Origin of the sequence: [Mycobacterium] stephanolepidis, from assembly GCF_002356335.1 — a bacterium.
GTDB lineage: Bacteria > Actinomycetota > Actinomycetes > Mycobacteriales > Mycobacteriaceae > Mycobacterium > Mycobacterium stephanolepidis.
The window spans coordinates 707,789-721,436 of record NZ_AP018165.1 but is presented as its reverse complement, the minus strand read 5'-3'; the positions used below and the strand labels follow the sequence as shown (position 1 = coordinate 721,436).

The following is a 13,648-nucleotide window of genomic DNA, read 5'->3' as shown; positions in this document are numbered from 1 at the left end:
GGACTATGGAGCAAGTGGTATGACCGATCATCCTGAATATTTTGCCGATCAGCCAAAATCGCACAGCTGGTTCTCAGATTCTCCCGATATCGACGCCTTCTCTGGAGTCTTGTCCGCCATCGGGTTGCGCGGAGAAACCGTGATGCGTTGCTCCTCCGAGCCGCCTTTCGATATCGCACTGCCTTCGAGCGATCGCGTGCTGCACATCGCAGAAACCCCGGGCCTTCGCGTGCACACCGACGGAGATCTTGAGTACACCCTCGGCGCAGGGGACATGGTGCTACTGGCACGGGGTACGGCGCACCGCCTCGCCCAGGGCGAGCCAACCTGTGTCCGAAATCTGTCCGCGGCGGACGGGCACGTCAGCGCCCGTGATACCCACACCGCAACCCGTTGGGTCAGTGGGCGATTCACCGCGGAGAAGAAGGCTGCCGACCCACTGCTGTCGGTCTTGCCGCCAGCCATCGTGGTACGGACCGACCAGCCCGGCCATGAATGGTTATCGCTGTCTCTGCAGCTCGTGCTGGCCGAGGTCGTCACACCCAGCCCGGGCTCGTGGGTAATGCTCTCGCGGATCCTGGACCTGCTGTTCATTCACGCACTGCGGGAATGGTCGACCTCCGATCGCGCCGAACCCGGCTGGCTCACTGCGGCTCTGGATCCTCGCCTTGCGCCAGTCCTCACCGCGATACACAACAACCTGGAGCATCCCTGGTCCATCGCGGAGCTCGCCAAGCACGCGCAGCAGTCGCGCTCGGCCTTCACCCAACGATTCACCGCGCTACCGGGGCAACCGCCCGCCGGCTACATCACCGAACGACGGCTCGACCGGGCAGCGCATCTCCTGCGTTTCAGCACCGATGCGGTCAGCCAGGTCGGCAGAACTGTCGGTTACAACTCAGATGCCGCCTTCAGCCGGGCATTTCAACGCCGATTCGGCGAGCCTCCCTTGCGTTGGCGCATGCGACGGCGCGACATCTTCTACCCCGGAAGGGGCTGGCGGTTAGGTGGTACCAGCAGGCGGGAACGGCCCGGCCCGGCCATGTCCGCGAGGCCAATCGCCTCCCTCCTATTGGCGACACGGAGCTTGCGATAGATGGCCCGCTGATGCGTCTTGAGGGTGCTGACCGATATCGACAGGCTTCCCGCTATTTCGGCCGCTGTCATAGGAGTTCTCATGTATGCCAAAACTTCCCGTTCTCGCGAGGTGAGCGGCGACACCGCGCCAGGTACGTCAGGGGCTTCGCATGCGAGCAGACACTCCGCCAAAAACCTGGGATAAGCCGTCATTGCCACATGGGCCGCCAGAAGCTTCCGGCAGCCCGCATCTGCATTGTCGACGAAGGGATACAAGATCGACTCCGTCGAGGCAAGCGCTAGAACATCTTCCAGAAGTACATGCGCGGAGTCAGACCGACCGGAGTCCCAATCCAACAACGCGAGGATCAGCAAGGCATACGCGCGGGCAAAGGAGGCCGTATCAGGAACCAAGGCGCGGTCGGCCAACGTGCGCGCCAGCACAGGGTCACCGACACGACGACACATGCCGGATACGACCGCCGACGCCATCGGGGCATGCACCTCGGTGAGCCCGGCCGCTAGGCGCACTGCCTCATCCTTGCCCGCGCGCGCCTCCGCCAGCAGAGCCAAGCTAGCGCTCCGAAAACTTGCGAGCGGCAGCCCTCGGCTATTTGTCTCTGAGATGCGCACTGCCGCAGCCTCTGCCAGCGACCACGCGACTGAAACACCGCGACGTGCGAGCGTCGCGGTGCAGAAGACCACCATCATCCGGCCCACATCCGGATAGCCGGTCCCGAGCGAATTGTCGATGGACAGAAAGTCCTCCAGGGCCGCTGGCAGCGCAGCCCGCCAGAACTGGATGAATCCCGTGGAAAGACGACGAGTCCCTACTCCGTCCTGCATCAGCCACGGCTTGAGCGCTACCGCAGCGTCCTCCTCATCGTCCGAATCCTGCAGTATCCTTTCCGCATTAGAGAACTCGCCGGAGTGCGCATAGGCCACCGCCACATGCTCGCGGACCCGCTCAGTGACCTCAGCCATGCGCAGTGCCCGACACTCGTGCAGCGCAGCTTCCAGTAAGCGTGCGGATCTACTGACGTTGCGCCGCAACCGGGTTTCGGTCCATCCGGCAAGGAATAGCGCACAGGCATACACGCGGGGTGGCACGACTTCGGGATCTCCCAACGTCTCCACGAGCGAATCCACGGCGGCGGACATGGTGCCGTAATCGTCGGACGTCAAGATCTGACTCAAGTTGTCGATGAGATTCAAGCGCCGCGAAACGGTACCGCTCGGTGCCATCGACTGAGCCCACGACAACAATGTTTGGGCGCCCAACCGGTCACCAACGAGCTCTCGACAACATGCCTGGATCATCACGATCTCTGCGAAGTCACCGAACGATTCACTGACCTCCGTACAGGCCCGATCCAAAGCCGCTGTTCTGCACTGCAACAGCATTTCGAGCCAGTGAGTGGTGATCACATCGCAGGCCGCATCTACGTCCTCGGCCTGTATCGCATGCCCTACGGCCTCCATCGGATGCTGGTCACGCAGCTCCTGCACGGCCAGCGTGTTCAGCGTCTTCCACCGGGCAGCGTCGGACTGGCGCAGGATATTGCGACAATGAGCCGCAAACATCGAATGCCATTGGTAGACAGTGCCTTCGCTTGATTCAAACCGTTCAATGAAGAGCCCCGAAGACACGCATTCGGCTAACAACTTGGCAGCATCGTGCCGCCCGGACAGCACCCGCGCCAACCGCTCGTCAATGCTCGCGCACACCGAGGTCGCGGATACGAAGTCCGCAAGCTCTGGCCGGAGCTGCTCGAGTACGGCCGACCGGATGTACTCTGCGAAATCAAAATCCGTCGCCAACGCTGAATGACGGCGGCCCACCAGCGCAAGACGGACAGCGGCAGGCCAACCGCCGGTGACGTCGAAGATCGCGTCAGCAGACTCCTCGGTGACCGACCCCCCGACACTCGCCGCGGTTCGAACATCTTCTCGGGTGAAAACCAGTTCACGGGCACCGATATTGGCGACCCTGCCGTATGCGCGCAGACGGACCAACGGTGCGTCCAGAGCGCCGACAGCAATGAGGATCAGCCTGAGCCATTCGGGGCCATGTTCAAGGAACTCTATGAAGAGCGGATCCTTGAGCGCCGCGTTCGCCTTGTGAACATCGTCGACAACGATGGTTACCGTGCTAGCCATCTCAATCTCCGACAGCGCAACCATCATCAGAACGGGAGAAGAGAGTTCGAATGCTGCGGTGAGAGAATCACAAAGCTGGTCGGCCCCGCGAGAACGAATGGCCTGGCGCAGGGCGGCGACTATGCCACGCACCAATTCACCAAAGTCGTACGTGCGCCCCGTGACAGCCAGCCACGCCACCGAACCCTGCTCCTGCTGGGCGGCCCACTGCCCGACTGCTACCGTCTTGCCGAAGCCAGAGGGCGCGACGACGACGACCGTCCTACCGTGGCACAGATGAGCCTCGATCAAACGCCCGATCGCTGGGCGATCGATCATCTCGGGATTCGCGGTGGGCTGCGTCGCCAGGTACCACGGCACCGAACGCCAAGTCACAGAGACGAGCCTTCCATATCTACCAACCGATTTCGTTATCGGCAGCTCCGATGGCAGCAGAGTGCGCAACGGATGATCGGCCCCCTCTTGAATTGTCCACCCGGGGCCCCAGCAGGCCCCAGGCGGACAATTCTACTGCGGCTCTCTATTGAGAAAGCCCGCCCCCGGCCCCCTTGGTCACCTCACGCCATCTTGGGCGATCTCGTTGGGGTGGTATGAGATTGAAATCTCGATCGGATGGTCAAACACTCCGGGAGACCCTGCGTCGACCGTAAGCTCGCCCAACGGTGAAAGGCTAGAAGATACCGGAATAGCCGCCCCGCCAGCGTTCTTCGCAGTCGGTGGCGAGAAGGTACCGACTGTAGCGGCTGGAGCACCCGCCCCCGCCTCGCTGGATTTGATAACAAGGCGGTCGCCCTCCATCGTCCCGTACATGCCACGCGGCAGCTTGAGGAAGTACTCATAGCTCGCGGGCGCCAACCCGTTCTTCTTGCGGACAACGAAGTCCGCTCCCCCGTCGGGCAGCGGTGTGACCACGAAGTCGTTGTTGTCGTTGCTGTAGGTCGCCATGCCATTGGGGCCCCACGCGGCAGGCGCCAGCAGCATTTCATCGGGCAAATGGACCGTCAGATCCTGCCCTGCCAGTCCCGTCTTCACAAAGATCCCATTGCGTGCGAACACGGGCAGAGTAGCCGCCGTCCGGGGCACCGCCCCGGTGAGTGGCTTACCGTTGCCCGGGCCCATCTCGACGGGCACCGAGGAACCTATGCGGGCTCCGCCAATGGGATTGATGCGCGCTGGACCACCGGGCTGCGCGTCGGTTGGCGGCGAGATCACGAGCGTCGGCTGGCCGGCCCCGCCCGGAGTCGCGGCCACGACCACAACCGGCGGTAGCTGGCCCGCGCCTCCAGGGGACGGAGCTGGGCTGATGGGGTCGGCATGCGCCAGCGCAGGAGCTGCCAGCATCACCGCGATCGACGTGCCCACCACGGCACGCTTGATGCCGCCTCGCTTATCACTGCCCGGAGAATTAGTGCCATGCATCATTAAAGGTCCTTTGGTTCGCCATAAATGGTCTGCGTGTTGTTTCCGCGTGACGTGCGCACTTTGACAGTCGCGTATGACTGGATTTTCACCTGGCCTCCGCATCCGTCAGCCTCAATGTTCTGGTTGTTGAATTCGGAAACCACCGAGGTATCACGGAGCATGATTCGGTCCAGTGGCACCTGCGCCAGGCCACCGGGCTTCAGCAGGACATGGATACCCCCGCCGATGCCACCATGCACACCGACGCCCTGGGCCGCGCCGACACCGCCGAAGACCGTGCCACCACTGGGGAATCCCGCCTGTCCACCGATGCCCTCAGCCAACCCGGCACCCGCATACACGTCACCCGTTATTTGACCCGAAAGATCAACACCTGCAGAGGAATCCGTACGGCATCCAACGAAGTAGCCAGACTCCAGCTGCCCATCCTGAATGGGGTTGGCCCCGGCGCCCGTGATGTTGACCTCTGCCTTGAGGCTGACCCGGGCCTGCCACGAGTTGGATGCCCCGGCGATGTTGTCGATGTGGTCGATGATCTCGTTGGACAGGGTGAGGTCGACCGTCCAACCATCTGCCGTCACATACTGCTGCTGCTTGAATGGCATTACCTGGGGGTCCGCGAAGGCTATCGGCACCCCCAAGGAAACGATTGCCGCCATCGCCAATACGCCCGCGGCGGGCGTACCAGCGATACCTCTCGATAATGAACTACTCCACCGCATGCATGTACCCATAAACTCCCTGCCTGCCAATTATTTTTAGGAACGCGGTTCGCAATACCTGATATCAACGGAAAGGCGAGACGCCGCTACAGCAATACCTGCAACAGCGCTACTCCGACCCTTAATACTTCTTTGACCCAGCTAGTCCTGAGCAACATACATTAAGGGCTTTATACCGCCAGGCCCATCCCAATCAAGATCCACTTATGGCTAACCCATTAGCATGTCAATACATCATATTTACATGGCTTTTTATAGATTCTTTGGTGGTACTGGATAACTCTGGCAACGGCTGAGATCTCGATCACATCGCTTATTTTTACTGCATCTAAAGCAATGGCATAGCTAACTATATTTTCGTTGTTAATAGTTCATTATGGTCATCGTTCGAAAAGGATGATGACGGGCGTCATAGTGGTGACGACACTGTGTGCCACGCAACTACGTGGGCGCCAGCGACAGCTAGATCAGCGACTTCCCTTGCGGCTCAGAACAATTCCGGCGACAACGATCGCCCCTCCCAGTGGTTCGTGCCACCCGATTCGCTCGTTCAAGACCAGCGCCCCCAGCAGCACCCCGATCACCGGAGCCAAGTAGGTGACCGACGACGCAGCGGTGGCACCCCACCCATTGACGATCTGGGTGTTCCAGACGTACGCCAACCCGGTGCCCAGCACCCCGAGTGCCGCCATACTCAGCACCACGGCAGGGGTGACCACCATCCGGTGATGGTCCGCGAGCGCCACCACGGCGGTCATCAGCACCGCCCCCAGACCCACCTGAATACCGGCGACCGTAAGAGCCGGTAGTCCCAGCGGCGTGACGTACTTACGCATGTAGACAAACCCGATCCCGTAGCTCAGAGTTGCCCCCAAACACGCGAATTGCGCCAGCACCGGCCCTCCGTGCCCGATCAACTGCCACGGAGCCAGCACCACGCACACCCCCAGAAACCCGAGCCCCAAACCGAGCAGCTGCATCCGGCCGGGTCGCTCGGCGCGCAAGGCGACAAGTGTCACCAATGTGGTCATCAGGGGGGTCGCCGCGTTGTAAATACTGGCCAGCCCCGAGTCGATGCTCTGCTCGGCCCACGGATAGAGCACAAACGGAATGACGCACAACGTCAGCGAGACGACGCCGATGTGCCCCCACACCTTGAGCTCGCGTGGTAACGAAACACGCAGCAGCGCAACCAGAAATACCAGCGTCAGGGCGCCGAAGTCCAAACGCGCGGCAGCCACCTGCAGCGCCGACAGTCCCTGCAGCCCCACCTTGATGAACAGGAAACTCGCACCCCACACCAAAGCAAGAGCCGCGAACCGCAAGGGAAGCCAGCGGCTACGGGCAGGGGCGGCAGTCGCGGTGTCCACCCACCAATTGCACAGGACGTTCGACCGCCCGCGCTAGCGCTTTTCCGCCATCTAGACGCCGGTGCTGGACCCTGGGCGCACGATCATCAGCACGGTCACCGCCGCCCACAACAGGTTGAAGATCCCGGTGAACATCGCCAACCGCGCGAAGACCCGTGCATCGAGAGACTCACCAGCGCCCAACTGGGCCAACACCCGTTGTTGTCGCGGCAGCACCACGAACACCAGCACCACCGCCGCTATGCCGGTGAGGACCAGCGATGCGATCAGCCAGGGGCTGCCCAGTACACCCATCAGATCGGCCAGCGGCAGACCAAACATCGGAATCGCAATCCCTACCACCGCATACACCCGGCAGACCCGATGCAGGGTGCGCAGACTTCCCGGCTCGCCGCCACCATCGGGCGTGGCTTCAGCCCGGCGCGCGAAAGCTGGAAACATGCTGGCTGCCACGGCGATTGGCCCTACCGCGAGAATCACCGCCAGGACATGGATGGAGAGCAATAGCTTGGTCACGCGCAGACGGTATCGGTACTAGCGCAATGCCGAAAGCGTGCAGCTGGCCATATTTCGACGACTTTCGGCCGTATCACGCCACGATATTGGGAGTATGTGCCGATGGGCCGTCGGATACTGATGTACTTCACCGTGTTCGGGATCGCGATGTGGTTCTTCGGAAACCTCTACGAGGCCGTCGTGATCGGACCGAACATCGCCGGTGACACCAAGGAACAGCTACGGGCCTTTCAGCAGTTCACCGAGGTGACCAACCCGGTGTACTACTACATCCCACTCACCCAGATCGCCGCCGTCACGCTGATCGTCTGGTTCGTGCGCACCCCGTGGCGGGCCCCGGAGAAGCGCTCACTACTTATCGCAACCCTCGCCGAGATAGCGGCCGTCGCTCTCTCAATCTACATCATTACCAAGCTCAACATGACGCTCTTTTTCGGATCGCTTGGCGAAACTCCCGAGGAGCTCCACCGTCTCGCACTGCAATGGAACCTGCTCAACCTCACCCGGGTTGGGGTGACGGCACTAGCACTGGTGTTTGCTCTGGGGGCACTGACCAAAGTACGCGCGCGGACGTCGACCCAGATCCCTTAACCTGTGACACTCGATCTCATTTAGCCATCTCAGCGAGGAGTGCGCATGCCCAAGACGATCGTCATCACCGGCGCCAACGCCGGAATCGGCCTGGCCAGTGCGCACCGATTGGCTGCCGATGGACACACCATCGTCATGGCGTGCCGCAATCAAGACAAAGCCAGAGCCGCCCGTGATCAGATCCTGGAAGCGACGCCGGGTGCTCGGGTCGATGTCCTGTCGCTGGATTTGTCCTCGTTCGGGCACATCCGACGTTTCGCCGCAGAGCTGGCAGCGCAGCACCCCCAGGTCGATGTGTTGATCAACAATGCCGGCGCCTCACCCATGCGCCAGTCCAAAACTGAGGACGGTTTCGAGCTGCAGTGGGGCGCCAACTATCTGGGCCCATTCTTGCTGACGCACCTGCTGCTTCCTCAGCTGCAGGCCGCACCAACCCGCGATGCCCGCATCATCCACTTGGCTTCCGTTGCCCACAGCGTGGGCAGGATCAACGAAAACACCTGGCGAGGAAGGCGTTTCTACTTCACCTTCTCTGCCTATGCGCAGTCCAAGATGGGCAATCTCCTGTTCAGCAATGCGCTGGCGCGCCGCCTCCCCGAGGGGGTCACGTCGAACGCACTGCATCCCGGCAATGTCAGATCCGACATCTGGCGTGAGATACCGCAGCCCGTGCGGTCAGTGGTGATGCTGGCGCTGATCACACCGGAGCGGCCGAGTCAGCTGATCACCGACATGGCGGTGTCGGCGGAGCACCGCGGACGCAATGGGGAATACCTCGCCGCACAAACACCGAGCCCGGTACGGCGCTACACCAAAAATAAAGCGGCGCAGGACGACCTATATGCCAAGAGTTGCGAGCTCGTCGGTGTCGAGCCGTTGCCGGTCCGCGGCTAGGAAAGGTTCAGGCGGCGCTCGGCTTCGATGGCGAGATGCAGCTCGGCGATGTCACGGGGGCGAGCGATATCGCGTCCCGTCAGTTGCTTGAGCCTGCGCAACCGATACCGCACGGTGTTGGGATGGCAGAACATCGCACCTGCAGTGGCCGGAATGGAACCGTCACAAGTGACCCACTGCTGAAAGGTGCTCACGAGCAATTGCCGATCCGCGGCACCAATGTCACCGAGGCCACCTAACACCAGATCGCAGTATCGCTCCATGGTCGGCGGATCGGTAACCGCCGCTATCGCATAGGGATTCACGTCGAACGCCAAAACCGCCTCGTCCCCCGTGGCCGCCGACAAAGCGGCCTTCGCATAGTTCAGAGCCGAACCATGCGGAGGGTAGCCGTCATATACCGGGCTAACCCCTATTCGCTGCACGACAAGACCGCGTAGCGCTTCGCCCAGCTCTCCGAGCCGCGAACGCATAACGAGCGCAACCACTCCCACCTGCATATCGGGCTCAACCCGCCACGCGGAGGCAAAGCCACGGTCGCCCAGGGTCTTCTCCGCAGCACGCAACGCGCGGTAGTCGAGCGGCCCCGAATCAATGGCAACCACGACGAAGCACCCAGAATCCGGTAGCCCGAGTAGATGTGCCGCATCCCCTGCGGTCATGCCCGCTGGTAGGCGGCCGTCGATAAGCCCACCTACCAGCGCAGAACGTTCCTGATCCCGGTGGATGAGCTGCTCGACGACGACCTCGCGGTACCCCTCGGCCATCGCGTCGGTATAGATGTCCTGGTTCTGCCACGCCTGTGAAGCGGCGGCCCGCAATTCCTGCCGTGACAAGCCGGCTGCGTCAATCGCCTGCAGGATTTGGTCCCATAGAAATTGGCCCCCGGCCCGGTAGGCCGACATCACGTCGGCCAACGGCACCCCTTGTTCTGCGCGCAGCCTGCCGACCCTCCCCGCCACACTCGTATCGGGAGCTCCCGCTCCCATTACCTCCAAGACGAACACCATCTGGTCACGGCCGGCCGCGAACAGATCGTCATCGGTGACCAGCGCAGGATCCCGGTATGCGGCGACGCGTTCGCGAATGATCCGACATTGTTCGGCGCACATCTCGTCCACTCGAACAAGCAGCTGACGTCCGACAACATTCAGATTTGCCTTCGCGGCGTCGGACAGTGACTCACCCACGGTGACCAGGCTACTGCTTTCCCACGTCACGGATTGTTCAAATGGACAATCAATCTTGGTCTGTACACCATCGACGTGCGACTTAGAGCTAGATACGTTGTTCATGGAGTCAGAATCAAGTCGATAGAGCACGGTGAGGCGCCACACGGACAGCCGCGGGCAAGAACCCGAATCTGCCGTTGCTACGCCACACAAGAGGCAGGAGGAACAATGAGCGATCAGCAGAAGACCATGGCAGTAGTCAGCGCCGGCGTCATCGGACTGTCGTGGGCACGGCTGGCCCGTGACCATGGGTGGCGCGTTGGCATAACCGATCCCCGCGAGGACCTCGATGCGGTGGTTGAAGCAACCTTCGGCGCAGGTGACCCCGACGTCTTCGCGAGCCACACACTCACCGAGGTCGTCGCCGAAGCTGACTTGGTCCAAGAAAGCGGTCCCGAGCGCCTAGCCGTCAAGCACGACCTATTCGGCCAGTTCCTGGAGTCGGCCCCCGAACACGCGGTGTTGGCCACCTCAAGTTCCTCGATCGGCGCGACGCTCATCGCCGACGGCCTCGATGCAAGTGACCGCATCGTTGTCGGTCATCCTTTCAACCCGCCCGAGTTGATGCCTCTCGTTGAGGTGGTTCCCGGAGCGCATACGAGTGATTCCACGCTTCGGACCGCCCTCGAACTGTATCGAGCTCTGGGCCGCGCGCCGATCGTGATTCGTCGCGAGGTCCCCGGTTTCGTCGCCAACCGGCTCCAGGTAGCACTCACGCGCGAGGCCCTGTACCTCGTCGCGGAAGGTGTGGTCAGCGTCCCGGACCTCGACTTCGCACTCCAGAACTCGCTTGGCTTACGCTGGGCTGCAACAGGATTGTTCGAAGGAAACGCACTGGGCGGTGGCCCAGAGGGCGCGCGGCATCTGTATAAGGGCCTTGGCGCCGAGGTAGGCAAGATCACGCCGGGAACTCCCCCATCGGACCCGCAGATCATCGAACAACTCCTCGAAGCAATCGACGCCGCCTATGGGACCGGCGACGAGAACTACCACCGGCTACTGACGCGACGCAACGAACACACCCGTGCGATCTTGGCGGCACTACATCAACTAGATGCCTGAATAGCACGACATCCTAAGGAGAACAGCATGTTTCGACACCTTCTTGCCCTGAATCAGCTCCAGAGGGCGATCCTGAAGTTCCCCGTCTCGGGTGGAGAACCCACGGAATTGGTGACCGAACTCAACGAACTGCCCGACGGCATAGTCGTCGACCCCGCACGGCAGAACATCTACTGGACCAACATCGGCGTGCCTACGCTCACCGACGCCAACCAACCCCTTACCGAGCACAACCTCGACTTCTACGGAAAGAACGGTTCCATCGAGCGAGCTGCCATCGATGGAACCGAGCGGTCCTACCTCCTGCCAGCAGGAAGTTTTGTTACTGGTAAACAACTTTCGGCGGCGTGGTCACTCGGACGGCTGTACTGGTCCGATCGCGAGGGCGCGGCTGTCCGCAGCGCGCGGCTGGACGGCAGTGACCTACGCGACGAGGTGACCGTCGCGGTGACCGAATCGGACCGCAACATTGTTCGCAATCATTGCGTCGGCGTGGCGGTCGACGAACAAAACGGACTTCTGTACTGGACGCAGAAGGGCCCTACCAAGGGCGGCGATGGACGGATCTTCAGAACTTCCTTGGAGATCCCCTACGGACAGAGTCCACAGCGCCGAGACATAGAGGTGCTGTGGACCGACCTGCCCGAGCCGATCGACATCGAACTAGATCTTGACGCCGGATTGATCTACTGGACCGACCGGGGGGCAGCGCCCTTGGGCAATACGTTGAACAGAGCCAAGATTCCTGCACCCGGACAGGGAGGTGGAGAGGTCACGATTCTCGCTTCGGGATTCAGCGAAGCGATCGGCCTGGCAATCGACAAGGAAGCCGGCATCGCCTACGTGAGCGACATGGCGGGTGAAATCCGGGCCGTCAACCTCGACGGAAGCGGCGAGCGCTCGTTCGCGAAGGTCGAAGGCAACCTCACCGGAATCGTCGGAATCTAAACGAAACTCGCCGATCGTCAACATAGAACGGAACAAAACATGACCTACTCACCCCCGACAAACATCGCCAATCGACCCGTCACCGTCTTGGGCGCGGGCACACTCGGCCGCCGCATCGCCCTCACCTTCGCAACGCGTGGCGGCGCGGTGCATCTCTACGACGTATCCGAGGACTCACTGAAGTCGGCCAAGGAATTCCTCGATCAAAGAATTCCGGAATTGGTCAAAGCCAGAGCCGATGTGGGCGCCACACCGGCGAGTGTCGAGTTCTTCACCGATCTGCCCAGCGCGGTGAAAGACGCTTGGTATGTCGCCGAATCCGTTCCCGAGGTGCAGGCACTCAAAATCGATATCCTCGGCCAGCTCGATGACATCGCCGCGCCCGACGCGATCATCGGCACCAACTCGTCGTCCTTCATGAGCAGCGAGCTCATCGGCAAGGTCAAACACCCAGAAAGATTTCTGAACACCCACTACGGCCAGCCTCCCGAGGCGCCGCAGGCCGAGCTGATGACCGACGGGCAGACCGATGAACGGATCTTCGACATCCTTAGTACAGAGCTGCCTATGCACGGCTTCGTCACTGCCGTCGCACGCACGGAAAGTGTTGGTTTCATCATCAATCGGGTGTGGGCCGCCATCAAGCGGGAAGCCTTGGCCGTAGTTGCCGAGGGCGTTTCGACACCGACAGAATTCGACCGGATCTGGGTCGCGGCACACATGAGCCCGGTGGGTGTGTTTCGCGCGATCGATCAGGTAGGCCTCGATGTCGCGCTGGACATCGAAGAAAACTACATCAAGCACTTCCCCCATATCCCCACCACATCGCGGGACCTTCTGCAGCGATATGTAGATGACGGCAAGCTGGGCGTGAAATCCGGCGAGGGGTTCTACAACGACTACCCGAAGCCATCACACGGCTGAACACGGCCTCAGGCCAACGCGTGAATTCCGTTGTATAGCACCATTACACCGATGACGATCAAGATGGTGGCCATCAGGGCGGCGTTGTTCTTCTCCATCCAATCCTTGAGCCGGCTCATCGTGTCATCGAGTCGGTGCCCCGCCGCCGCGTAGGCCAGTATCGGGATGGCGACGGTCGAGGCCGCAACTACGACAAAGAACGCCGCTGCCGTCCACCGGTCAGCGAGATCCAGCCCACTGGCACCAATCGCCAATCCGGCTGGGACGCAAATGAACAGGACATCCGGCCGTACCAGTACCAGGGCCGTCCCCGTGATCGCCGCCCGGGCCGGGCCGATGGTGGAGAACGATCGCATCCACCCCGGTGAGTCGGTGTGATGATGCCGGGTCAGCCATCGATAGATACCGAACAGGATCAGCACCGATCCGAGGACCACCCGCACCCACGAGGCCCAGTTCGGCGCCGATCGGTGTAGGCCGCCGAGTAGACCTGTGGCCGAGACACACAGCGCCGTGAGCGCGGCGAGGCCGAACAGCCATCCGGCCAGGAAGGCAAGCCCACTCGGCCGTGGCCGTGACGCTTGCAAGACCAACACTGCCGGGATGACGGTGATCGGTGAGAGCGCGACAACCAATCCGAGCGGAACGAGTCCGGTAAGGACAGAGCCCCAACTTCCTGCCATGAGCAGAAATCATGGCACTAAGAACGCGGTGTCACCGGCGAAAGACA

The 13,648-nt window shown here is 61.6% G+C and carries 12 protein-coding genes and 1 pseudogene; 6 read left to right on the top strand and 7 right to left on the bottom strand.

The window, feature by feature from the left end; genetic code table 11:
• Positions 1 to 19 precede the first annotated feature (19 nt).
• Positions 20 to 973: pseudogene (locus MSTE_RS03650) on the top strand (cupin domain-containing protein); the annotation flags it as partial.
• Between the two features lie 8 nt (positions 974 to 981).
• Here the strand turns inward: MSTE_RS03650 and MSTE_RS03645 are convergent.
• From MSTE_RS03645 to MSTE_RS03625, 5 genes are all read right to left on the bottom strand, one after another.
• Positions 982 to 3,612, bottom strand: a complete 2,631-nt coding sequence (locus MSTE_RS03645) for a LuxR C-terminal-related transcriptional regulator (RefSeq protein WP_157997619.1) — start codon at positions 3,610 to 3,612, stop codon at positions 982 to 984.
• A 177-nt stretch (positions 3,613 to 3,789) separates the two neighbouring features.
• Positions 3,790 to 4,659, bottom strand: a complete 870-nt coding sequence (locus MSTE_RS03640; RefSeq protein WP_157997618.1) for a hypothetical protein — start codon at positions 4,657 to 4,659, stop codon at positions 3,790 to 3,792.
• Positions 4,659 to 5,318, bottom strand: coding sequence for an MspA family porin (locus tag MSTE_RS03635; protein ID WP_231896980.1), 660 nt, complete (start codon positions 5,316 to 5,318; stop codon positions 4,659 to 4,661). Before MSTE_RS03635 ends, MSTE_RS03640 begins: the two co-directional genes overlap by 1 nt.
• A gap of 530 nt (positions 5,319 to 5,848) precedes the next feature.
• A complete protein-coding gene (locus MSTE_RS03630; protein ID WP_096499069.1) occupies positions 5,849 to 6,751 on the bottom strand; it encodes a DMT family transporter in 903 nt (300 codons plus the stop codon).
• Between the two features lie 51 nt (positions 6,752 to 6,802).
• Complete coding sequence (locus MSTE_RS03625; protein WP_096499067.1) at positions 6,803 to 7,267, bottom strand: hypothetical protein; 465 nt, start codon at positions 7,265 to 7,267, stop codon at positions 6,803 to 6,805.
• Positions 7,268 to 7,369: 102 nt separating this feature from the next.
• Here MSTE_RS03625 and MSTE_RS03620 point away from each other — a divergent pair, with 102 nt between their 5' ends.
• Together MSTE_RS03620 and MSTE_RS03615 are read left to right on the top strand one after the other, a co-directional pair.
• Positions 7,370 to 7,858: a DUF1772 domain-containing protein gene (locus MSTE_RS03620; protein ID WP_096499065.1), complete on the top strand. Its 489-nt coding sequence runs from the start codon at positions 7,370 to 7,372 to the stop codon at positions 7,856 to 7,858.
• A gap of 45 nt (positions 7,859 to 7,903) precedes the next feature.
• Positions 7,904 to 8,752, top strand: a complete 849-nt coding sequence (locus tag MSTE_RS03615) for an SDR family NAD(P)-dependent oxidoreductase (protein WP_096499063.1) — start codon at positions 7,904 to 7,906, stop codon at positions 8,750 to 8,752.
• On the opposite strand, the gene MSTE_RS03610 is transcribed toward MSTE_RS03615, so the two are convergent.
• Positions 8,749 to 9,864 (bottom strand): PucR family transcriptional regulator, encoded by a 1,116-nt coding sequence (locus MSTE_RS03610; protein ID WP_096505389.1) that lies wholly within the window; start codon positions 9,862 to 9,864, stop codon positions 8,749 to 8,751. The genes MSTE_RS03615 and MSTE_RS03610 overlap by 4 nt on opposite strands.
• A gap of 288 nt (positions 9,865 to 10,152) precedes the next feature.
• On the opposite strand from MSTE_RS03610, the gene MSTE_RS03605 reads away from it, so the two are divergent.
• The 3 genes from MSTE_RS03605 to MSTE_RS03595 are packed head-to-tail and all read left to right on the top strand — an operon-like array spanning position 10,153 to position 12,918.
• On the top strand, positions 10,153 to 11,046 hold the full coding sequence (locus tag MSTE_RS03605; RefSeq protein ID WP_096499062.1) for a 3-hydroxyacyl-CoA dehydrogenase NAD-binding domain-containing protein: 894 nt from the start codon (positions 10,153 to 10,155) through the stop codon (positions 11,044 to 11,046).
• Between the two features lie 27 nt (positions 11,047 to 11,073).
• Positions 11,074 to 11,994 (top strand): hypothetical protein, encoded by a 921-nt coding sequence (locus MSTE_RS03600; protein WP_096499060.1) that lies wholly within the window; start codon positions 11,074 to 11,076, stop codon positions 11,992 to 11,994.
• 39 nt (positions 11,995 to 12,033) lie between these two features.
• On the top strand, positions 12,034 to 12,918 hold the full coding sequence (locus MSTE_RS03595) for a 3-hydroxyacyl-CoA dehydrogenase family protein (protein WP_096499058.1): 885 nt from the start codon (positions 12,034 to 12,036) through the stop codon (positions 12,916 to 12,918).
• 8 nt (positions 12,919 to 12,926) lie between these two features.
• On the opposite strand, the gene MSTE_RS03590 is transcribed toward MSTE_RS03595, so the two are convergent.
• Positions 12,927 to 13,601, bottom strand: a complete 675-nt coding sequence (locus MSTE_RS03590) for a GAP family protein (protein ID WP_096499056.1) — start codon at positions 13,599 to 13,601, stop codon at positions 12,927 to 12,929.
• Positions 13,602 to 13,648 lie beyond the last annotated feature (47 nt).

What these genes read in the sequence shown, in the direction of transcription:
- MSTE_RS03610 (WP_096505389.1), bottom strand. Translation starts at nt 9,864, where the DNA reads ATGTGCGCCGAACAATGTCGGATCATTCGCGAACGCGTCGCCGCATAC.
- MSTE_RS03590 (WP_096499056.1), bottom strand. Translation starts at nt 13,601, where the DNA reads ATGGCAGGAAGTTGGGGCTCTGTCCTTACCGGACTCGTTCCGCTCGGA.
- MSTE_RS03605 (WP_096499062.1), top strand. Translation starts at nt 10,153, where the DNA reads ATGAGCGATCAGCAGAAGACCATGGCAGTAGTCAGCGCCGGCGTCATC.
- MSTE_RS03620 (WP_096499065.1), top strand. Translation starts at nt 7,370, where the DNA reads ATGGGCCGTCGGATACTGATGTACTTCACCGTGTTCGGGATCGCGATG.
- MSTE_RS03640 (WP_157997618.1), bottom strand. Translation starts at nt 4,659, where the DNA reads ATGATGCATGGCACTAATTCTCCGGGCAGTGATAAGCGAGGCGGCATC.
- MSTE_RS03595 (WP_096499058.1), top strand. Translation starts at nt 12,034, where the DNA reads ATGACCTACTCACCCCCGACAAACATCGCCAATCGACCCGTCACCGTC.
- MSTE_RS03635 (WP_231896980.1), bottom strand. Translation starts at nt 5,318, where the DNA reads ATGGCGGCAATCGTTTCCTTGGGGGTGCCGATAGCCTTCGCGGACCCC.
- MSTE_RS03615 (WP_096499063.1), top strand. Translation starts at nt 7,904, where the DNA reads ATGCCCAAGACGATCGTCATCACCGGCGCCAACGCCGGAATCGGCCTG.
- MSTE_RS03600 (WP_096499060.1), top strand. Translation starts at nt 11,074, where the DNA reads ATGTTTCGACACCTTCTTGCCCTGAATCAGCTCCAGAGGGCGATCCTG.